The sequence below is a fragment of the Dyella sp. Tek66A03 genome (assembly GCF_052567735.1).
Genome location: NZ_CP199584.1, coordinates 2,924,274 through 2,944,685 on the forward strand (window position 1 = coordinate 2,924,274; position 20,412 = coordinate 2,944,685).

The 20,412-nt window shown below is 62.3% G+C and carries 18 protein-coding genes; 4 read left to right on the forward strand and 14 right to left on the reverse strand.

Annotated features, from left to right (window positions below):
* Window positions 1–43 precede the first annotated feature (43 nt).
* From ispC to ACT01B_RS12860, 3 genes are all read right to left on the reverse strand, one after another.
* Window positions 44–1,273: a 1-deoxy-D-xylulose-5-phosphate reductoisomerase gene (gene ispC, locus ACT01B_RS12850; RefSeq protein ID WP_445143650.1), complete on the reverse strand. Its 1,230-nt coding sequence runs from the start codon at window positions 1,271–1,273 to the stop codon at window positions 44–46.
* Between the two features lie 54 nt (window positions 1,274–1,327).
* Window positions 1,328–2,104 carry a ferredoxin--NADP reductase gene (locus ACT01B_RS12855; protein WP_445143651.1) on the reverse strand — a complete coding sequence of 259 codons (777 nt, stop codon included), beginning with the start codon at window positions 2,102–2,104 and terminating at the stop codon, window positions 1,328–1,330.
* Window positions 2,105–2,369: 265 nt separating this feature from the next.
* Window positions 2,370–2,627 carry a hypothetical protein gene (locus ACT01B_RS12860; protein ID WP_445143652.1) on the reverse strand — a complete coding sequence of 86 codons (258 nt, stop codon included), beginning with the start codon at window positions 2,625–2,627 and terminating at the stop codon, window positions 2,370–2,372.
* 272 nt (window positions 2,628–2,899) lie between these two features.
* Between ACT01B_RS12860 and ACT01B_RS12865 the strand changes: the two genes are divergently transcribed.
* Window positions 2,900–3,583 (forward strand): aspartyl/asparaginyl beta-hydroxylase domain-containing protein, encoded by a 684-nt coding sequence (locus ACT01B_RS12865; RefSeq protein WP_445143653.1) that lies wholly within the window; start codon window positions 2,900–2,902, stop codon window positions 3,581–3,583.
* Between the two features lie 862 nt (window positions 3,584–4,445).
* On the opposite strand, the gene ACT01B_RS12870 is transcribed toward ACT01B_RS12865, so the two are convergent.
* From ACT01B_RS12870 to ACT01B_RS12915, 10 genes are all read right to left on the reverse strand, one after another.
* Window positions 4,446–4,964, reverse strand: coding sequence for a Dps family protein (locus ACT01B_RS12870; protein WP_445143654.1), 519 nt, complete (start codon window positions 4,962–4,964; stop codon window positions 4,446–4,448).
* A 44-nt stretch (window positions 4,965–5,008) separates the two neighbouring features.
* Window positions 5,009–5,701, reverse strand: a complete 693-nt coding sequence (locus tag ACT01B_RS12875) for a YoaK family protein (RefSeq protein WP_445143655.1) — start codon at window positions 5,699–5,701, stop codon at window positions 5,009–5,011.
* 52 nt (window positions 5,702–5,753) lie between these two features.
* Window positions 5,754–7,019, reverse strand: a complete 1,266-nt coding sequence (locus ACT01B_RS12880) for an alginate export family protein (protein ID WP_445143656.1) — start codon at window positions 7,017–7,019, stop codon at window positions 5,754–5,756.
* Between the two features lie 235 nt (window positions 7,020–7,254).
* On the reverse strand, window positions 7,255–8,181 hold the full coding sequence (locus tag ACT01B_RS12885; RefSeq protein WP_445143657.1) for a glyoxalase: 927 nt from the start codon (window positions 8,179–8,181) through the stop codon (window positions 7,255–7,257).
* Window positions 8,182–8,256: 75 nt separating this feature from the next.
* Window positions 8,257–8,703, reverse strand: coding sequence for a DoxX family protein (locus ACT01B_RS12890; protein ID WP_445143658.1), 447 nt, complete (start codon window positions 8,701–8,703; stop codon window positions 8,257–8,259).
* Between the two features lie 52 nt (window positions 8,704–8,755).
* The gene (locus ACT01B_RS12895; RefSeq protein WP_445143659.1) at window positions 8,756–10,639 is read right to left on the reverse strand and encodes an amidohydrolase; all 1,884 of its coding nucleotides are present in this window, start codon (window positions 10,637–10,639) and stop codon (window positions 8,756–8,758) included.
* Window positions 10,636–10,914 (reverse strand): XapX domain-containing protein, encoded by a 279-nt coding sequence (locus tag ACT01B_RS12900; protein ID WP_445143660.1) that lies wholly within the window; start codon window positions 10,912–10,914, stop codon window positions 10,636–10,638. Before ACT01B_RS12900 ends, ACT01B_RS12895 begins: the two co-directional genes overlap by 4 nt.
* Window positions 10,915–10,972: 58 nt before the next feature.
* Window positions 10,973–11,626 (reverse strand): hydrolase, encoded by a 654-nt coding sequence (locus ACT01B_RS12905; protein ID WP_445143661.1) that lies wholly within the window; start codon window positions 11,624–11,626, stop codon window positions 10,973–10,975.
* 69 nt (window positions 11,627–11,695) lie between these two features.
* Entirely contained in the window at window positions 11,696–12,517 is an 822-nt protein-coding gene (locus ACT01B_RS12910) for an alpha/beta fold hydrolase (RefSeq protein WP_445143662.1), read from the reverse strand.
* Window positions 12,518–12,978: 461 nt separating this feature from the next.
* Entirely contained in the window at window positions 12,979–13,557 is a 579-nt protein-coding gene (locus ACT01B_RS12915) for a response regulator (RefSeq protein ID WP_445147481.1), read from the reverse strand.
* 371 nt (window positions 13,558–13,928) lie between these two features.
* Here ACT01B_RS12915 and ACT01B_RS12920 point away from each other — a divergent pair, with 371 nt between their 5' ends.
* A complete protein-coding gene (locus ACT01B_RS12920; protein WP_445143663.1) occupies window positions 13,929–16,919 on the forward strand; it encodes a two-component regulator propeller domain-containing protein in 2,991 nt (996 codons plus the stop codon).
* 139 nt (window positions 16,920–17,058) lie between these two features.
* Here the strand turns inward: ACT01B_RS12920 and fusA are convergent, their stop codons facing one another.
* A complete protein-coding gene (gene fusA, locus ACT01B_RS12925; RefSeq protein WP_445143664.1) occupies window positions 17,059–19,188 on the reverse strand; it encodes an elongation factor G in 2,130 nt (709 codons plus the stop codon).
* Between the two features lie 257 nt (window positions 19,189–19,445).
* Here fusA and ACT01B_RS12930 point away from each other — a divergent pair, with 257 nt between their 5' ends.
* Together ACT01B_RS12930 and msrB are read left to right on the forward strand one after the other, a co-directional pair.
* A complete protein-coding gene (locus ACT01B_RS12930) occupies window positions 19,446–19,826 on the forward strand; it encodes a TraR/DksA family transcriptional regulator (protein ID WP_445143665.1) in 381 nt (126 codons plus the stop codon).
* An 89-nt stretch (window positions 19,827–19,915) separates the two neighbouring features.
* Window positions 19,916–20,404 carry a peptide-methionine (R)-S-oxide reductase MsrB gene (gene msrB / locus ACT01B_RS12935; RefSeq protein WP_445143666.1) on the forward strand — a complete coding sequence of 163 codons (489 nt, stop codon included), beginning with the start codon at window positions 19,916–19,918 and terminating at the stop codon, window positions 20,402–20,404.
* The last annotated feature ends 8 nt before the right edge of the window (window positions 20,405–20,412 follow it).

Genomic DNA, 20,412 nt, shown 5'->3' on the forward strand with positions numbered 1-20,412 from the left:
CTCACGGAAATCTCCCAGTGGGAATGCTCAGATCAGAGCAACCCTAGTGAACGGCAACCCGCTGCGCCCCTAAGGCAGGCAGGTGGCGGATGATTTGTTGTGCCATGGCACGTGCCGCAGCGTCGGCTGCAAAGATGTCGTCGAGCTGATGATGCGCTGCCAGCGCGGGCAATCGGTGCAGCGCCTCCTCCACGACCTGGGCGATGGCCGTAAAGCGGATCTGCCCCTGCAGGAAGGCCTCCACGGCGATCTCGTTCGCCGCGTTGAGCGTCACGCTGGCGGCGCAGCCATCACGCAGCACTTCCAGTCCCAGGCGAAGGCAGGGGAAGCGCGACAGGTCTGGCGCGGCAAAGCTCAGGTTGGCCATGCGGGCCAAATCCAGCGGCGCGACACCCGAGTCGATGCGCTCCGGATAAGCCAGGGCGTGCGCAATGGGCGTGCGCATATCGGGGTTGCCAAGCTGGGCGAGCACCGATTGGTCGGCGTAAGCCACCATCGAATGAATCACGCTCTGGGGGTGAATCACGACCTCGATGCGCGCGGGCGGCATGTTGAACAACCAGTGCGCCTCGATGGTTTCCAGTGCCTTGTTCATCATGGTGGCCGAATCGACCGAGATCTTGCGGCCCATCACCCAGTTCGGATGGGCACAGGCCTGGTCCGGCGTGACCTCATCAAGGCTGTCCAAGGCACGGCTGAGGAACGGTCCGCCCGATGCGGTGAGGATCAGGCGCTCGACGCCAGCCCCTGACTTCAAGCAGGTTCCCAAGCATTGGAAGATCGCGTTGTGCTCGCTATCCAGCGGCAACAAGGTGGCCCCGTGCTCGACCACGGTGCGCATAAACAGCGCGCCCGACATCACCAGGGCCTCCTTGTTCGCCAGCAGGATCTTCTTGCCCGCGCGGGCAGCCGCCAGCGAGGACGGCAGGCCCGCGGCACCCACGATGGCCGCCACCACGGTATCGCACGCATTCGAACTGGCCACGGCGCACAGCGCGTCCGGTCCATAAGTCACGTCAGTGTCCAGGTGCGCTGCTCGCAGCTTTCGTTCGAGCTGCGCTGCATCCGCCGCTTCGCCAACGACCACCAGGGCAGGACGAAATGCCAGGCACTGATCGAAAAGCCGCTCGACGCTGCGATGGGCCGTCAGTGCGGTCACCGTGAAGCGATCAGGATGGCGTGCGACCACATCCAACGTACTGCCACCGATTGAACCCGTGGAGCCAAGGATGGCGAGACGCTGTCTTTCATTCGATGCGCTTGGGCTACTCATGACGCAACCTCCAAATGGCACCTCACGTCCAGAAAAGTCGTCGTCCGTTTCGATTCACTTTTCGACGAAGGCGCGCTCGATCACATAGTCGCCAGGCTCGCGGGTGCGAGGCGATGCCTGGAATCCGCGCCCGTCGAGCAGTGCGCAGGAGTCCTCCAGCATGGCCTGGCTGCCACATAGCATCACCCGATCGGTCTGCGGGTTCAACGGAGGCAAACCGGCGCTCTGGCTCATCCATTCCTCGACGATGGCATCGGTCAGTCGCCCGCGATGACGGAACGGCTCGCGCGTCACGCTTGGGTAGTAGACCAGCTTGTCCCGCACCAGTTCGCCAAGATACTCGTGCCGGGGCAGCATTTGCTCCAGGTATTCGGCGTAAACAAGATCGCTGATTCTGCGCACGCCGTGCGCCAGTACGATCTTGTCGAAGCGTGCATAGGTTTCCGGATCCCGCACGATGCTGAGGAACGGCGCCATCCCGGTACCCGTACCCAGCAAATAGAGATGCTTGCCCGGCTTGAGGTCGTTGAGCACCAGCGTGCCGGTAGGTTTGCGGCTGACAATCACCGGATCGCCCGGGCGCAGGCTTTGCAGACGTGATGTCAGTGGGCCGTTGGGCACCTTGATGCTGACGAACTCCAGGTGCTCTTCGTAGTTCGCGCTGGCGATGGAGTAGGCACGCAACAGCGGTCGCCCCTCAACCTCCAGCCCGAGCATGACGAAGTGGCCGCTGTCGAAGCGGAAGCCCGGATCGCGCGTGGTGCGGAAGCTGAAAAGGTTGTCGTTCCAGTGGTGTACGTCGATCACGTACTCCGTCGCCAATGCCACCATACAAGCCACCGCTCCAGTGATTGAGAGTGAGGGATCTTTGCGGCCATGCCACCGACCGAGTCGGCATACAGCTGCTCTCGCCGGTCGTATCCACGTCCAAGCGCGACCTGCGCTCACGACGGTCATCGCCTTGGTACAAGTTTCGACCGACCAAAGTCAATGCGAAGTGCATCGACCTCCTGCCGATGCGGGTAGCCGGACAGCAGCACGTTCGACCCGGTTTCGAGTCGCACGTTGTCAATCTGGCATGGCCACCTTAGTCCGATCAGCACCCGAGCAGCGGACGCAAGTGCTCCAGCTTCGCGCGCAATAGAACGAGCTGGGCCTTCGCCTCATCGCGCTCGCGCACTACTTGCTCGTAGACGACGGTCGGCACCGACTGCACGGCCAGCAATTTCCGCTTCGCGCGATAACGCCGCGCCCGCTCCGCCGCACTCAACGCGTCCGCTTTTCGTGGACGGCCGCGCCGGCGCTTGAAGACCAAGTGCATCGCAAGCGTCCCCGGATCAAATGGGTCAACCATGGCTCCTTCTCCTCGCTCGGGCGGCCGTATTTTAAGTGACGTCACTTTATTTATCAAGCAAAAACCTGTTGTTTCGCAAGGACTAAGCGAAACATCCTGGACCAGGGACTAGATATTCGGCGCCCGCTGGGTGCGACCGACGCGCGCGCCGGGCATTCACGAAACGAGGAGATTCCAACGGCTACCGTGACTCCTAAAGGCCGACTCGCGACGAAGTCGTCGCCCAGGTGCCCGGCCGACTCCTGCCCTCAGGCCATGAGGAAAGACCGAAGATGGACTCGCTGTATGAGTGGTCGTCGCGAGCGATTCGCCGTGTCTTCGACGCGCGCATCAAGACACCGCCTGTACTGGACATCGACACCTACTTTCCCGATGCGCGGAGGTTCGTGGCGGCATGGCCGCAGATTCGCCAGGAGGCGCTTGCCCTACACGAAGGCGCCCGCGCCATACCGAGATTCCACGAGATCATGCCGGCGCAGGCGGAGATCTCGGCGGCTGACGGCAGGGACTGGCGCATGTTTCTGCTGAAGATCTACGGCCAGGCGATTGCGACCAACATGGAGGCGTGCCCATTACTGGCGCGACTCGTATCGTCCTCGCCCGATGTACTCTCGGCCACCCTCTCCTACCTGGCCCCACACAAGCACATTCCGCGTCATTGCGGACCTTTCCGCGGCATCCTGCGCTTTCAGCTCAACCTCGAGGCGCCGATGGATGCCGATGGGCAGCCAAGTGCCGTGCTCTGGCTCGCCGGCCACGAACACCGCCTCGGCAATGGCGAATGCCTGCTATGGGACGACACCTATCCGCACGAGGTGTGGAATCGCAGCGAGCGCACGCGCATCGCCTTGCTGCTGGACGTACGCCGCACCGATATGCCGCTGGATCTTCGCCTGCTGTCGCGGGCTGTCACGGCGAGCGTTGGAATGGTGGCGCGGTGGCGAGGTTTTGCCTGAAAGCCAGCCCTTTCAATGTCTTCAGTCAACCTTTGCTTGGCGCGACACCGGTCACGACCGAAGGAAGTCCCTGTAGGACACAGCAGGCGTTTCGACCGCCTGCTCAAATACCGAGTCACCGGCTTCTGCTCCTTCTCCCCTCCGGGGAGAAGGCTGGAATGAGGGGCGGGTGCTCGCGGTAACGCGACAACCAGGCGTGGCGCGAGGTTGCCGCTTACGCAGCGGGCGTTCCGAACCGCTGCCGCGGTCCGGGTCACTTTTCTTTTGCTGACCCAAAAGGAAAGTAACCAAAAGAAAATGGTTTAAAGAGCTGGTAGCACTGCGTGGGATAGAAGCATCGGAAGGTCGCGATGATCTGATTGTTGGCGGCCCACGGCGCGAGACAGCCGCTACCCCGCAACGCGCCGATGCGATGAGGACTTAAAGCGGGATCGGCCGACGGTTGAAACGCTTACCCAACCGAGAGAAAGCCACGAGGCGCATGCCTTAAGCCCTCTGCGCTGCGGCGCGTTGCGGGGTAGCGGCTGTCTCGCGCCATGGGCCGCAACTTCTCCGCCTGGCGATGCCCTTCAGGCTTGTGTCCCGCGCAATGCTACGAGCTCTTCAGGCCATTTTCTTTGGGTTACTTTCCTTTTGGGCCAGCAAAAGAAAAGTGACTCGAGCGCCGGCAGGCGATCGAAACGCCCGCTGCGTAAGCGGCAAGCTGGCGATATCGCCCGGTTGTCGCCTTAGAGTAAGCACCCGCCCCTCATCCCAGCCTTCTCCCCAAAGGGGAGAAGGAGCAACTGCAGGCGGCACGCTGGCCATACGGTGCCGCCCCATGCCGGCCGCGCAAGCGGTCGGCATGGCAGTCGTCGCGGGACTAGGCGCGACGTCCGGTCTCGAACAGGAACCATACGCGACGTTCGGCCTCGTCGATCCAGTTCTCGAGCAGGCTCGCCGTGGCGACATCGCCATAGCCGTCGCACAGTTGATGCGTGGCGCGCATATAGGCGGCGACCTGAACATTGTCCTCGCGCAGCTCGGCCAGCATGTCATCGGGCGTGACAAAGTCCGCGTCATTGTCCATCAGGCGCTGCATGCGTGATGCATGCCCGACGGAACGCAAGGTCGTGCCGCCCAGCTTGCGCACTCGTTCCGCGATGGGATCGAGCGTGGCGTAGATCTCATCCGACTGCTCGTCCAGCAGCAAGTGGTAGTCGCGAAAGTACGGCCCTGACATATGCCAATGAAAGTTCTTGGTCTTGATGTACAGCGCGAGAACATCAGCCAGTAGTGCATTGAGTTCGCCGGAAATGTCGCGCGTGGCGTCTTCGCCCAGGGCGGACGGCGTGGCGAGAGCCGCCTTGCGGCGGGTCTTGGCCTTGCTTGTGTCGTTCATGATGCCTCCGAGGTACAGGGTGGTGGGGGGGAACACAATTTGACTCACGCCGGCGCAACGGCATCCGCTACGTCGCCATGCCTGAGATAGGCGCCCAACGCCAGCAGGGCCGGCACCACAAAGCACCACATGCCGACAAACGCATAGAGCAACGCAGCTGCCGCGCAGCCCACGGCAAACGCCAGCACCGCGGCCATCATGCGAGTCAAACGCGTATTGATGGCGGGTTGTTGTTCCGTGGGAACGCCGTGAATGCGGTCGGCGATATCCAGCATGATCTGGGTGGTCGTGCCGGTCATCAAGGTCGAGGGTGGAACGCTGGCCAAATGGACCCGATGCAATGCATTCTGGATCGCCATGGCAGCCACCAGCGTCATGCCCGTGAGCGTGCCCGACCAACTGTCGCCGGCACCAAACGGACCATAACGCAACGCCATGAGCGCCGCTGCGACGAGCAAGAGCAGCTTGATCAGCAGCAAGCTCCGCAGCACGGGCGTCGCCCGCGCGATCAGACGATAGCGAAGCAAGCGCGCGCACATCACCACCACGCAAAACACCGGCAGCGCCAGCAATTTGGCGGTGATGCCGGACGCACCCGTCACCAGCGCCGCGCCAATCGTGACGAAGTTTCCGGTGACGTGCGCAGTAAACAGGCCATGCAAGGCCAGGAAACCGGCAGTGTCCACATAACCTGCGTTGACGCTGAGGATCGTCGGCAGAATCGGCTTGTCGGCCATGGTGTGTTTGCTCTCCCGTGGTATGTGAGTCGATCCGAGGCTATGACGCAGTTCACCACATGTATTTCAGCTCGACGCCGAGATAGTCGCTGTCATGCCCGCCGATTTGGCGGATGGCGCGACCGACATCGTAGTGCACAGCCTCCACGGCGCCGGTGAAGTTCGCGTTGAAAATGTAGTCTGCGCGCAGTTGGCCATAGACCCCGGTCCAGTGCCCGCCCTCCCCCGCCGTGCCCGGCAATGGAATATTGGGCTGCACGTAAATGGCATCACTGGTGACCTGGCGCCACTGAAAGCCTACGCCGCCGGTCAGTGTCAAACCGACGATGGGCCTGATGGTCAAGGTCGGCTTGACGTGCACCAGGTTGGTATAGCCGGTGAAGCCGCCGAGGGTGAAGTAATAGCCGTTGGGAAACAGCGGATTGAACGTGCCCAGCGTGTTGTCATTGCGTTGCCGATCACCCGACGCCGCGTCGAACTGGATGCCAAGCCGGGGATGCCAGGCCGAACCATCCCAGGTAAAACCGACGCGCGCCCCGGTGGCCCAGGCATCGATGTCCTTCATTCCCACGTGGCCGCGCTGCTCCATTCCTTCCAGATCCCAGTCCATCCCGATGGCTGAACCCGCAAAGCGCACGTCATACACGTCACGTCGCTCATCACCGATGGCATCGAGATACCGCGCATTGTCTCTGCTATAGAGCGAGTAATAGGCGGACAGCCCGTTATGCCCCCACACCAGGCGCTCCACGCGCAAGGTGTTGAAACGAAAACGGTGATTGGACACATCGTCGAAGGGCTGTTCGTCCCTGTATTGGACGGGCTGGCTCATGAAACCGATGAAACGCCACTTCTCGGTTTCCCAGTCCGCCCAGATGGCGTCGAAGGACTGCCGCACATTGGGTCCATCACGCAACGACACAAAGCGCTGCAAATCGAAGGCAAAATCCTGCCGTCCCACGCGGGCCTTGAAGGTGCCGGCATCAAAGCGCTTGGTATACGCCACAAAAGCCAGCCTCAGGTCCCAGGGATTGCGATCGGCGCCGCCAATGACATGCTTGTTTACGGTACGGGCATCTTCGATCTGGACGAAGCCTTGCCAATGCTCGTCGAGACGAAGATCGGCGTGCACCTGAAAGCGCTGCAACAGATACGTGTTGTTGGCGATGCCACCCACACCGAAGTTCGGTGCGTCCGACATTTCCACGCGCTCGCGCAGATTGGCGCCAAGCGAAAGGTAACTCTTGGGATCATCCGCACTCAGTGACAGGTACTTGAGCGCATCACCCCACTGCGTCCGCTGGGACGGGTCGGCCAAGGCCGACCAATCCTCCTGCCAACGATTGCTGCTCAGCTTCGGGCGTGTCCCGACATCCGGCGTCGGCGAGTCCTGGGTTGAATCGTTGCTGGCATCCTGTGCCCATGCGCGACTTGCGCAAAGCAACAAACCTCCCGCCAGCGCGAGCCACGCCACACCCCACCCCAAGCTATGAAGGGAGCCGCTGGCACGTTGCTGCGCGCGATAGCAGGACGGCCCCAGCTCTCCCATGGACTTACTGGCCAGCGTTGGCGTGGATTTCCGCCACATAGCCGCCGGGGAATTGCACCACCGTCGATTGGCGGCCCTCACTGTGGAACGGCTCGATCAAAACCTGCGCACCATGCGCCTTCGCCTTGGCCAGCGTCTCAGAGAGATTGGCGACTTCGTAGCCAGTCACCTCGCGGCCATAGGGGTACGGCAGATGCCCGTCGGTCACATGCACCGTCATCTTGCCGAAGTTCGATTCGATGCGAATGCGACGGTACGTGTCGTTCGGCCGACCGATCTCGGCGCCCGGCGCCTTAGGCTCATCGGATACCACCTTGCCGTGCGAGAACTTCACGAAGCCCCGCACCAGGGCATCCGCACGATCGGGCGATACATAGGCCCGGTTCTCGGGAATCGTCTGGAAGGCCGCGTAGGACGGCGGCGTGGTATGCCAATACAGCTGCATGTTCAAGCCGCCGGGCCACTGGATGACCGCATCGCGACCGATCGGATCGGGGAACGGCGACACGATCACATCCGCGCCAGAGATGCGTGCAGCGCGAATCGCCGCATCCATGTCGGTGACGAGATAGCCCGAGCGCTCGTCACCGAACGGAAACGGAATCGGCGTCTTGAAACCGAACAGCGACACCGTGCCCACCGGCGTTTGCAACAACTGCGATGTGGTGCTGCTCGGCGTCGGCGTCACCGTGGCGACGACCTGCTTGGTGCTCTGTCCGCCAAACGTGCCGATAAAGCTGCTCACGAAGCGGTCGACATCCGCCGGTGCCACATAGACGTGTGTGGTGTCGTACTGGGAACCAACGGCGACGACGGGTGTTGCGGCTTCAGTCGACTCCCTGGCCTGCGCCGGCCCCATGGCGGTGAGCGATACGAGGCCAACCAGCCCAAGACCGAAAGTGGCGGCCAAAAGCTTTGAAGGAATGCGCATGGGAGACTCCTTGGAAAACGTGTTTGAATGAAAGAGGGAACGATTGAAGTGTGCTTGATGGACGCGCCAGCCCCGTCAGCGGCGCCCGTTCGCCACGCGATTTCGAAGGTCGTACCAGGCCACCAGCAAAAAGCCACCCACCAGCCCGAGGTGTTCAAAGAACCCGTTTTCCAGCATGAAACGCTCGGGCATGGCTGCATCCCAGAAGCGATTGGCCAGAAAGGTCGCCATCAAGGTGAACCCCGCCAGCAGGATCGCGCCCAGCCAGCGGTAGAAGCCAAACAGGATCAACAACGAAGCCCCCAGTTCCAGCACGATGGTCGCCAGTGTGATGGGGCCGGCAGGCGCCAGCCCGAAGTGCGCGGCCTCGGCCGTTGCGGCGCCGAGATCCATCGCTTTCTGGATACCGCCCTGAAGGTAGGCCGCACACAGCCCCAGCAGCGCGACCCAATGCACGGGACGTGTCGCAAACACCGACGCCAGTCGTGCCATGCCGCCCGAACGACCATGGATATGCTTCACCGCCAGCCCTCCAGGCTCAGGATGTGAGCGATGGTGCCGAAAGTCGGCCCCGTCATACCGCCCAACACGAACAACCCAACGCGCCCCAGAACGATTGCAGATCCGATGCCGGTAACTTGCTTGACCATGCGGTGGCATGGTCGTGACCATGAACACCGCAGCCATGACTGCAACCGCAACTCACCGTGGGCGCAGCCGGCCGCGCCGGTCCACGCTGCTGTCCCCACGCGCCATAGCCACCGTACGCACGGACAGGCGACCATTCCGGCATGGCAGCCGGTACCTTGATGTCGTCCAGCGAGGCAAACTCGCCGCCGCCATACACGACGCGTCCACCGACGATGGTCAACAGCGATGTGGTGTCGGCGATATCGTCCTCGGGGCAGCTGAAGTAGTCGCGATCCGGCACGATCAGGTCGGCCAGTTGGCCCACCTGGATGCGCCCCTTCTTGCCCTCCTCGTTGGAGAACCAGGTGACGTTCTCCGTCCACATGCGCAGCGCCGTTTCGCGATCAAGGCAGTTGCGGCGCGGATACAGCCCCAGTCCGCCGACGGTCTTGCCGGTAGTCAGCCAGGCCAGCGATACCCACGGGTTGTACGAGGCGACACGCGTGGCATCCGTACCGGCCGAGGTCTTGACGCCCTTTTCCAGGATGCGCGCCACCGGCGGCGTAGCTTGCGCCGCCGCGGGGCCATAGCGTTCCACGAAATACTCGCCCTGGTAAGCCATGCGATGTTGCACGGCAATGCCGCCGCCCAGTGCCGCAATGCGATCGATCGAGCGCTCCGAAATCGTCTCGGCGTGATCGAAGAACCAGTTCAGCCCCTGCAGCGGAATGTCTTTGTTGACCTTTTCGAAGACGTCCAGCGCGCGGCTGATCGTTTCGTCATAGGTAGCGTGCATGCGCCAAGGCCAGCGGTTCTCGGCGAGTATGCGCACGACATCTTCCAGCTCCGTTTCCATCTGCGCTGGCATGTCCGGACGCGGCTGCCGGAAGTCCTCGAAATCCGCGGCTGAAAACACCAGCATCTCGCCAGCGCCGTTGTGGCGGAAGTAATCGTCGCCCTGCTTGTACTTGGATGTGCGAGTCCAGTTCAGGAAATCGTCCTTTTCCTGCTTGGGCTTTTGCGTGAAGAGGTTATAGGCCAGCCGGATGGTCAGCTGGCCGTCGGCCGCCAGCTTCTCGATGACGGCGTAATCGTCCGGGTAATTCTGGAAGCCGCCGCCCGCGTCGATGGCACCGGTCACGCCCAGGCGGTTCAGGTCACGCATGAAATGACGCGTGGAATTGATCTGGTAGTCGAACGGCAGCTTCGGGCCCTTCGCCAGGGTGGCGTAGAGGACGGCGGCGTTCGGCTTGGCCAGCAACAGACCGGTCGGATTGCCTGCACTATCGAGCACGATTTCGCCCCCCGGCGGTGCCGGCGTTTCCTTGGTATAGCCCACCACGCGCAGCGCCGCGGCATTGAGGATGGCGCGATCGTACAAATGCAGCAGGAACACCGGCGTATCCGGCGCGACCGCATTGAGTTCTGCGATGGTCGGCAGACGCTTTTCGGCGAACTGATGCTCGGTAAAGCCACCCACCACTCTCACCCACTGCGGCGATGGCGTAATGGCTACTTGCCGCTTGAGCATGGCCATGGCGTCGGCCAGCGAACGGACGCCATCCCAGCGCAACTCCATGTTGAAGTTCAGGCCGCCACGAATGATGTGCAGGTGGTTGTCGATCAGGCCCGGCAAGACGCGGCGTCCTTTCAAATCGATCACGCGCGTGCGCGGCCCCGCCAGTGGCATGACCTCGGACGCGCGCCCCACGGCCACGAACTTTCCATCCGCGATAGCGACCGCTTCGGCCTCGGGAAGCGAGCGATCGAGCGTGGTAAAGCGTCCACCATGGAGGACGAGGTCGGCAGTGGTCGTTTGTGCGTTCATGGCTGGGCCTTACCGTCTTCAACAACCTTCGCGACAGGCCGGGCCTTGGGCAGTTCGCCAAAGACATGAGGCTTCACCTGCTCGCGCACCCAGGTCGCCGTGGCAACTTCGCGATGCCACAGGTTTTTCACCAAAGGTGGCACCTGCTCACCGATAAGAATGCCAAGCAATCCCACCAGCGCGATCACCGGCGGCGCCGGCGATCGCACATTCAACAGGCTATAAACGACACCGACCAGCAAGCCGGCGGCAAGAGATAGCAAATACGGTTTCATCAACCTGCCCCCACGAATCGAGTTCTGCCTGTGCTTGGCAAGCGCAGGCGCCGTGCGCCTAGCCTTCGTGCGCGCCGAACATGCCCTGGGCGTAGATGATGCCGAGCCCATAGGAACCACCGAAGCGTTTTGCGATGCCGGTCGTGCTGCCATAGCTCTCGGTGCGGGCCCAGTCACGCTGAAGCTCAAGCAGGTATTGAAGTGCGGTCATGGGACGGGCACCGGCCTGGATCATGCGATCCATCGCGCGGTTGTGCGCCTCGGCGGACACATCACCGCAAGCGTCCGAGATGACATAGACCTCGAAGCCCTGCTCCAGCGCCGACAGCGTCGGGCCGACGATGCACACCGACGTCCAAAGGCCGGCGAGCACCAGGCGCGTCTTGCCGATCTCATTGACGCGCTTGATCACGGCCGCGTCCTCCCAGGTATTCATCGACGTGCGGTCGAGCAAGGCCTGCCCCGGGAAAGGCTCGGTCACTTCGCTGAACATGGGGCCGGAAAAGCTCTTCTCGGCCACGGTGGTCAGGATCGTCGGCACCTTGAAACTGGCCGCCGCATGCGACACCAGCGCGGCATTGTTGCGCAAGGTGGTGGCATCGATGGAATGCGTCGCAAAGGACATCTGCGACTGGAAGTCGATCATGATCAGCGCATGATCCATGGGCGTAAGCAGTTGCTTACCGGGGGTCGCGGTCGCGGTGATCGCCATGGGAATTCTCCTGGGCAGTGCAGCATGGGTGAATCGGCCACGCAACCCGTGGCCGATCCGTTTGCGTCATCAGGAACGGATGAACGCCAGCAGGTCGTTGTTGACCTGGTCCTGATGGGTAGCGGTGAGACCATGCGGCGCGCCAGGATAGACCTTGAGGGTCGCGTGCTTCACGATCTTGGCCGAGAGCCTGCCCGCGTCATCGATCGGCACGATCTGATCGTCGTCGCCGTGAATAACGAGCGTAGGCACTTCGACTTTCTTGAGATCGGGTGTGTAGTCAACCTCGGAGAACTGCTTGATGCACTCGTACTGGCCCTTAATGCCGCCGATCATGCCCTGCAGCCAGAAGGAGTCGCGCAAGCCCTGGGAAACCTTGGCCCCTGGGCGGTTGGCGCCATAGAACGGCGAGGAGAGATCCTTGTAGAACTGCGAACGATCGGCCATCACGCCCTTGCGGATATCGTCGAACACACTGATCGGGAGGCCACCGGGGTTGCTCTCGCTCTTGACCATGATCGGCGGTACCGCACCGATCAGCACCAGCTTGGCCACGCGTGCGTTGCCGTGGCGGCCGATGTAATGCGCCACTTCACCGCCGCCCGTGGAATGACCGACCAGCACGACATTCTTCAGATCCAGCTTTTCGATCAGCGTGGCAAGGTCATCGGCATAGGTATCCATGTCGTTGCCCTGCGAGGGCTGACCCGAGCGACCGTGGCCGCGACGGTCATGCGCGATCGTGCGATAGCCATGGGAGCTGAGGAACAGCATCTGCCCGTCCCAGGCATCCGCAGTGAGCGGCCAGCCATGCGAGAACACCACGGGCTGACCCTGTCCCCAGTCCTTGTAGAAAATTTCAGTACCATCTTTCGTATTGATCGTGCTCATAGCGGATTGCCCGTGATGTGGGTTGATGGGAGCGTTTGCAGCAAACGCGCGGGGAGCCGTTGCGAGGCTTGCGATCGGCAATGCCATGGCTACAGAAGCCGTCGCGACGCCGCTCAAAAAGGAGCGCCTCGGCTGGTTGACGTCGTGGTCCAGATCGTTGGTCGACATGTCGGCTCTCTTGATGGGTAACGTGCCGTTCTTGCGGGTGCTTGCGTCGTGCAGGGCGTGCAGCCCGAGGACGATGCATCGCTAGACGACATCGCTATGCTCGTCAGGGCTTGAACATTCGAAGCGAGGAGTTCGCTTGAATACCCTTCATTGTTCCCAAATAGCGCTTGATGCGAAGCCCTATCGAGGCAGATCTTGCATACCCGATCGGGTAAGTCAGTTGCTTGCAAGGGTTATCCCGAGGCAGATCGCATCCGCAATGGCTGCCTGGGCAGCGTTCCCACCTTGGTGGCTCAGGCGTCAAAGAAGCCGCGATCCCTGGCCAGCGTGACGGCGTGGGTGCGGTCCATGGCGTCCAGCTTGGTCATGATGTTCTTGAGCCGCGCCTTGACCGTGTCCTCTGAAATGCAGAGAACGTCGGCGATACGCTTGTTGGTATGTCCGGTGGCCACCAGGCGCAATACGCTCAGCTCGCGATCGCTGAGCATCTCCGACCAGGCATGTGATGCGATCTCGCCGGCAACTTCCGATGCCACCACGCGCTTGCCGCCCATCACCGAACGGATCGCGGTGAGAATCTCTTCGCGCGTCGCCGTCTTGAGCAAATAGGCGCAAGCGCCAAAAGTGAGCGCGCGCTTCACGCGGGCATCCCCTGGGTAGGAGGTCAGCACGATGATGCGTGCCGCCGGGTATTCACCACAAATCGTGGCGATCGCCTGCAGGCCATCCACGCCGGGCATTTGCAGATCGATCAAGGCCACGTCCGGTAACAGCTCGCGGAACCGGACGATCGCTTCCGCCCCATCCGCGGCCTGCCCTACGACCACCATGTCTGGGCCGCTTTCGATGGCAGCCGCAACGCCGTCCCGCATGACGGGGTGATCGTCGGCAATCAGTACTCGGACGCATTCCGCGCCACCTGTCACGTTGTCTTCTCCCGGTACATGGCTGATCTCGCCCTCCATCGACGAACAATTCACCCTTCAGCACGGGGGCAATCGACGACACTATCCGGCCCTGCCCCACAGCGTTCAATGCCCAATCGGGTGATTCTTTGTTCGCGGAATGTGACCTGTCGGTAATACGTCACGGGCTATATGCTGCCACTCGCAGATACCGGCGTCTCGGACGAAGTCGGTGTTTCCACGGTGGAGGCAAGGTTTCCATGATGTTCGAATGGCTTAGAAGGATCTGGAGAGTCACGAGGATTCCGCTCATCGGATGCCTACTCGCCAGTGCCTGCATGACAGCGACGGGAGGCGACGCCTCCGGGTTCCGCCGCAAGCTTTGGACATCGGAGGCGGGCACCCCCGCCGACATCTGGGCGCTCGCGCAGGGCCGGGATGGCTATCTGTGGCTTGGGACCGGCAATGGACTGTATCGCTTCGATGGCGTGCGCTTTGAGCGCTTCGAGCCGCTCGCGGGGGAACGATTCCGCTCCAACAACATCACCGCGCTGACCATGCTGCCCGGCGGCTCGCTATGGATCGGTTTCTATTACGGCGGTGCCAGCGTGATGCGCCAGGGACGATTGCAGCATTACGCGCCAGGCGATGCCTTTCCCAACGGCATGGTGCTCACCTTCGGGCAGACCCAGGATGGCGCCGTGTGGGCGGCGACCGAAGGCGGCCTGACGCGTTTCGATGGACGCCGGTGGCAAAGCGTCGGCGCGGATTGGGGCTTTCCCACCCGGCGCGCCGACTGGCTGATCGTGGGACACGACGGCACGCTGTGGGTGACCACGGGCGACCGGCTGGTCTTCCTTCGCATGGGATCACATCGATTCGAGAGCACTGACCAGAGCGTCGCCAAGTACGCCATCGTCGCGCAGGCGCCTGATGGCATGCTGTGGCTATCGGATCATTCGCACGGCACGCGGGCCTTGCCCGGCTTGTCCGCCGACCACCCACGCGTGGACCACACCTCGACTCTGGCAACGACGGAGTTCGCCGACTCCCATCGTTTGCTGTTCGACAGCTACGGCAATCTTTGGGGCACCCATGTCGACGCGGGCGGCATCTATCGCGCGGCCTCGATCGCTCGGCTCGCCAGCGGGGCATCGCTCAAGCCAACCGACGTCACGGAAAGCATCGATCGTACCAGCGGCCTGGTTTCCGATCGCGCCGTACCACTTCTGCTGGACGCCGAAGGCACGATCTGGGCGGGTACCAACATGGGCCTGGCGAGTTTCCATCGGAACAGCTTCACCGTCCCATCCCTGATCATGCTGGGCACGGCCTCCGACTACGCCATGGCCATGGACAGTCATGGCGTGGTTTGGACCGTTAACGGCGGAACCCTGCTACGCACGGATGGCGAAAAAAGCCAGGTCATCCGCCGCGACCTTCCCGACATCGGTGGTGCCCAGTTCAGCACCAACGGTGATTTGTGGCTCATCGGCAGAAACCGGCTCTTGTCGCTGCACGACAACACGCTAAGCACTATTCCGCTGCCGCTGCCGCCGACCATAACCAAGGTTGGGGCGCTCACCATCGACCGAGCAGGTGAGCCCTGGCTTTCCCTCGACGAGCACGGTCTCTATCACCGGCATGATGGCCAGTGGACCCAGGTCGAACCAGTCGAGTCATTGGCAAAGGTAACGCCCACGGCACTAGCCACCGATACGGAGGGTCGTCTGTGGATCGGCTACCCCGACAACAGACTGGCCCTGTTTGACGGCCACTCGGCGCGAGTCTTCAACGCGAACGACGGCCTGCGCGTGGGTAACATCACGACGATCAACGCCACGGGCAAGGACGTGCTGATTGGCGGTGAACTGGGGCTGGCCCGACTGCGCGCGGACCATATCGAATCCATGGTCATCGCCGACGACGATATCTTCGGCGGCATCACCGGTATCGCCGAGACGCCCACGGGCGACCTCTGGCTCAACGCAAGCAAAGGTGTCGTGCGCCTGGACGCTGCCCAGGTGTCGGCGAGTTTCCAGCAACCCGGCTACCGTCCTGCCTATCGTCTATTCGACTATCGCGACGGCCTGCCCGGCATCGCCCTTCAGGCCGCCATGGTGCCGTCGGCCCTGGTCGACGGCATGCATCGCATCTGGTTCCTGACCAACCAGGGTCCAGCGTGGATCGACCCGGATGACCTGCACACCAATACGCTGCCGCCGCCAGTGGCGATCCTGGGACTGCAGGCGGACGGCAAACGCTACGCCCTGGACCATACGCCACGACTGCCCAAAGGCACCGACAATCTGCAACTGGAATACACCGCCGCCAGCCTCGCCATTCCCGATCGCGTGCGTTTTCGCTACAAGCTCGACGGTGTCGACACCAATTGGCAGGACGCGGGCAATCGTCGTGTGGCTTTCTATTCGAACCTCGCGCCTGGCAGCTACCGGTTTCGCGTCATTGCCGCCAATGACGACGACATCTGGAACACGCAAGGTGCGGAGGCAAGCTTCACCATCGCCCCCTGGTTCTTCCAGACCAGGTGGTTCTATGCGCTCTGCCTGCTCGCCGGCATCGGGATTATCGCGGGGTTCTTTGCCTGGCGAACCCGTCTTGCGGCAGAACACGCGCACATGAAGCTGATGGAGCGCATGAGCGAACGCGAGCGCATCGCGCGTGACATTCACGACACCTTGTTGCAGGGCGTACAGGGGTTGTTGCTGCGCCTGCAGGCCGTCCTGGCAAGCCTCGCACCCGAAGACAAGCGAAGCCACGTACTCAAGGCAGCCATCCATCAGGCCCGCGAGATGGTGATCGAGGGACGCGGAAAGATCATTGACCTGCGCGGCGATGGCCCGCAGTACACCGAGCTGGTGCAGTCGATCCTCGCGGTCGGGGAAAATCTCGCGTCACTGTATCCGTCGACCCGCTTCCACATCACGACGGAAGGCGAGCCGCGAGCCGTTCTTCCCAACGCATTCGATGAGATCATCGACATCGTCCGCGAAGGAATTCGCAATGCGTTCGTCCACGGCGGCGGAACGCGCGTTGACGTCCATGTCACCTATGACGTGCGTTCGCTGCGCGTGCATGTGACCGACGACGGTGGCGGCATCGATGAGGCGATGATCCGCACGGCATCGGAACTGGGGCATTGGGGCGTCGTAGGCATGCAGGAACGCACGCAAAAACTTGGTGGCCACTTCACCTTGCGGCGACGCCAGCCCCACGGCACGGAACTGCTGCTTTCGATTCCCTGCCGTGCGGCTTACCGTCCAGAGAAACGGAAAACCAAATGGCGTCGCCCTACCGTGATGCCATGATCGGGATGTTATCGCGCGAAACGAGGGAACATGGCGTGCGAAACCGCTAGCCGCTCCCTTTTGTGGGAGCGGCTTTAGCCGCGGCGGACTGGTGCGGGGGATCGCGGCTGAAGCCGCTCCCACAAACAGCCAGTGACAGCTACTTCGTTTCCTTCTCCATCAGCTTGTCGACGAGGTTGGCTGGCACTTCCTCGTAGTGGTCGAACTCCATGGTGAAGGTGCCGCGCCCTCGCGTCGCTGAGCGAAGGAAGTTGATATAGCCGAACATCTCCGCCAGCGGCACGAAGCCCTGCACAAAGGCCTGCGGGCCTTTCTGGCCCTGGTCGCTGACCGTGCCGCGGCGGCGATTGATGTCGCCAATCACGTCACCGAGGTAGTCGGCCTCGGTCACCACTTCGAGCCGCATCACCGGCTCCAGCAACTTGGGCTTGCTCAGTCGCTGCGCTTCGCGGAAACACTGGCGTGAGGCGATTTCAAAGGCGAGCGCTGACGAGTCGACATCATGATACTTGCCGTCGATCAGGCGCGCCTTGAAGTCCACCACCTCGTAGCCGGCGATTTGACCTTCGCGCGACTCCACCGTCACCGCATGCTCCACCGCGGGAATGTACTCGCGTGGGACGCGACCGCCGACAATTTCGTCGGCGAACACGACGCCGCTGCCGGACTCCCCGGGCTCGAACACCATGGTGACTTCGGCAAACTGACCCGAACCGCCGGACTGCTTCTTGTGCGTATAGGTGTGCTCGACCGGCCGGCCGAATGCTTCGCGGAAGCTCACCTTGGGTTTGCCCATGTTGGCATCGACACCCAGTTCGGTGCGCATGCGGTCGATGGTGACCTCAAGGTGCAGCTCGCCCATGCCCTTGAGCACGGTCTCACCCGTTTCCTTGTCCACTTCCAGTCGCAGCGAAGGATCAGCCTTGACCATCTTGTAGAGCGCCGTGGAAAGTTTGTCGACGTCATTGCGATGTTTCGGCTCGACCGAGACGCTGATCACCGGATCGGGAAAGCGCATGCGCTCAAGCAGGGCCGGATGCGCGGGATCGGAGAGCGAATCGCCCGTCTCGGTCTCTTTCATCGACACGAACGCGCAGATATCGCCCGCGCGAACTTCGTCGATTTCCTTGGTCGCGTTGGCCTGCACTTCCACGATACGGCCCACGCGCTCCTTCTTGCCGCGGGTGACGTTGAGCAAGGTATCGCCCTTCTTGATGACGCCCGAATAGATGCGGCAGAAGGTCAAGGTACCGAACTGATCGTTGATCACCTTGAACGCGAGCGCACGCGCCGGCGCCTCGTCGACCACGCCCTGGTCACCGATGACGTGGCCATCTTCGTCCACCATGGCAATGCCACCGTTCTCGCCCGGATACGGCAGGTAGTCGATCACACCGTCCAGCAGCTGCTGCACGCCCTTGTTGCGATATGACGAACCGCAGAACACGGGCATCAGCTTGCCGGACACGCAGCCTTTGCGGATGCAGCGCTTTAGCGTGTCCTGGTCGAACTCACCGGTTTCGATCAGCTTCTCGAACGCCGCGTCGTCCAAGGCCAGTGCGCGCTCGAGCATTTCCTCGCGCAGCTTGGGCAGGTTGGCCACCCACTCCCGGTCGGCGACCTCGGTGAGCGATACGCGTCCAGCGATCTCGTCCAGCGGCACGGTATCCCACGGGCTGTCCTTGTCATCGCCCTTCCAGATATAGCCCACACCCGCGACCAGGTCAGCCATGCCGACGAATTCGTCGTGGCTGCCCAGCGGCACCTGGCACAGCAGCACATTGGCACCGAGACGCTCGCGAATGCCCGTCACGCAATGAGTGAAGCTGGCGCCGATGCGATCCATCTTGTTGACGTAGCACAGGCGCGGCACGTTGTACTGGTCGGCAAGGCGCCAGTTGGTTTCGGTCTGCGGTTCAACGCCGGCCACGCCGTCGAACACCACGACGGCACCATCGAGCACGCGTAGGCTTCGATTCACCTCGATGGTGAAATCGACGTGACCGGGCGTGTCGATCAGATTGATCTGGTGTCCTTTCCACTCGGTCGATACGGCCGCCGACTGGATGGTGATGCCGCGTTTGCGCTCCTGCTCCAGATAGTCCGTGGTGGTCGAACCCTTGCCTTCCTTGGTGTCATGGACATCGACGATCTGGTGCTTCTTGCCGGTGTAGTACAACACACGCTCGGTCGTGGTCGTCTTGCCGGCATCGATATGCGCAATGATGCCAATGTTGCGATACAAGGGAAGTGCTTTGTGTCGTGCCATGAGGTCCCGCTCCAAGATTTCCGATAGCTATACCAGACGTTCGTTTCCAACTGGCCGAGACCGGCTTTCGCCTGGCTCGCCGGCAAGCGGGATATTGGGTCATTCATGGCGGCCTCAATGGCGAATTGGGCCTCAGCCCGGCCACCTTCACCGAGTCCCAACGAACACTATGCGATAGCTAGGCATTGCCAGGCGGGCTCCTGTCTTTGCGGGAATCTGATGCTGGCAGTGTCACCTTTTGCCCTTGGAGCAGAACCATGCCAGACCAGCAAGCCCCCTTGAGTCGCGAATTCATCGAACAACAGCGCAAGCGGCTCGAAGCGCTACGTCGTCAGGTTCTTGGGGGCGAAGAAGCGGCCACCGCATCGCGGCAAGCGTTCCAGGAGCAGCACGGCGCCGAGGCCGAGGAGTTCGAGGACGTCGCCCAGGACTTGGCGCAGGAGGAAGTCCGCCAGGCCCAGCACGACGTGGACGATCGACGCGTGCGCGATATCGAGCGGGCCCTGCAGAAGATTGACAATGGCACCTACGGCTTCTCCGACCTCAGCGGCAAAGCCATTGGCAAGGCGCGCCTGGAAGCCACTCCCGAGGCCATCCTCACCATCGAGGAAGAACGAAGCCGCGAAGGGAGCCGGTGATCGGACGGATGTTTCGCGCCGGCGGCACTTGTGCCGCGCCCCCTCCGCCGCGATATGTGCTCGAGGTCATCGCCGAGGAGAAAGTGTCAGTGAGCACCACCACACCGTTCGATCTGTCGCCACCGTCCCCGCCACAGTTGGAGCAACTGACGGCGTCGCTCACCCGGGACGAGCGCGACGTGCTGCTGGAGCACGGCACCGAATCCCCGTTCTGCGGTGTCCTACTCACGGAAAAGCGCCCCGGCCTGTATTGCTGCCGCCTGTGCGGGCTGCCGCTGTTCCTGGGTGGCACGAAGTTCGAGAGCCGCACCGGCTGGCCGAGCTTTACCGCGCCCTTCAACGAGCAACACCTCGCCTATGTGCGCGATGCCAGTTACGGCATGGTACGCACCGAGATCCGTTGCGCCCGCTGCGGCAGCCATCAAGGCCACGTGTTCGACGATGGCCCGCCGCCGACCCATCAGCGTTACTGCATCAACTCGGTCTCGCTCGACTTCGTCGCCGCTACCGATGCCTTGCCCGACAAGCTCGGACGCGGCGTGCCGGAAGGCGTCGTGTGGATGCCCGCTGCCACCTGACCCGAACC

Bases quoted from the DNA above. Each gene is read 5' to 3' on its own strand.
- ACT01B_RS12930 (WP_445143665.1), top strand. From the start codon at position 19,446: ATGCCAGACCAGCAAGCCCCCTTGAGTCGCGAATTCATCGAACAACAG.
- ACT01B_RS12910 (WP_445143662.1), bottom strand. From the start codon at position 12,517: ATGAGCACGATCAATACGAAAGATGGTACTGAAATTTTCTACAAGGAC.
- ispC (WP_445143650.1), bottom strand. From the start codon at position 1,273: ATGAGTAGCCCAAGCGCATCGAATGAAAGACAGCGTCTCGCCATCCTT.
- ACT01B_RS12900 (WP_445143660.1), bottom strand. From the start codon at position 10,914: ATGAAACCGTATTTGCTATCTCTTGCCGCCGGCTTGCTGGTCGGTGTC.
- fusA (WP_445143664.1), bottom strand. From the start codon at position 19,188: ATGGCACGACACAAAGCACTTCCCTTGTATCGCAACATTGGCATCATT.
- ACT01B_RS12915 (WP_445147481.1), bottom strand. From the start codon at position 13,557: ATGCGGGACGGCGTTGCGGCTGCCATCGAAAGCGGCCCAGACATGGTG.
- ACT01B_RS12885 (WP_445143657.1), bottom strand. From the start codon at position 8,181: ATGCGCATTCCTTCAAAGCTTTTGGCCGCCACTTTCGGTCTTGGGCTG.
- ACT01B_RS12870 (WP_445143654.1), bottom strand. From the start codon at position 4,964: ATGAACGACACAAGCAAGGCCAAGACCCGCCGCAAGGCGGCTCTCGCC.
- ACT01B_RS12895 (WP_445143659.1), bottom strand. From the start codon at position 10,639: ATGAACGCACAAACGACCACTGCCGACCTCGTCCTCCATGGTGGACGC.
- ACT01B_RS12920 (WP_445143663.1), top strand. From the start codon at position 13,929: ATGACAGCGACGGGAGGCGACGCCTCCGGGTTCCGCCGCAAGCTTTGG.
- ACT01B_RS12875 (WP_445143655.1), bottom strand. From the start codon at position 5,701: ATGGCCGACAAGCCGATTCTGCCGACGATCCTCAGCGTCAACGCAGGT.
- ACT01B_RS12905 (WP_445143661.1), bottom strand. From the start codon at position 11,626: ATGGCGATCACCGCGACCGCGACCCCCGGTAAGCAACTGCTTACGCCC.
- ACT01B_RS12860 (WP_445143652.1), bottom strand. From the start codon at position 2,627: ATGGTTGACCCATTTGATCCGGGGACGCTTGCGATGCACTTGGTCTTC.
- ACT01B_RS12855 (WP_445143651.1), bottom strand. From the start codon at position 2,104: ATGGTGGCATTGGCGACGGAGTACGTGATCGACGTACACCACTGGAAC.
- ACT01B_RS12865 (WP_445143653.1), top strand. From the start codon at position 2,900: ATGGACTCGCTGTATGAGTGGTCGTCGCGAGCGATTCGCCGTGTCTTC.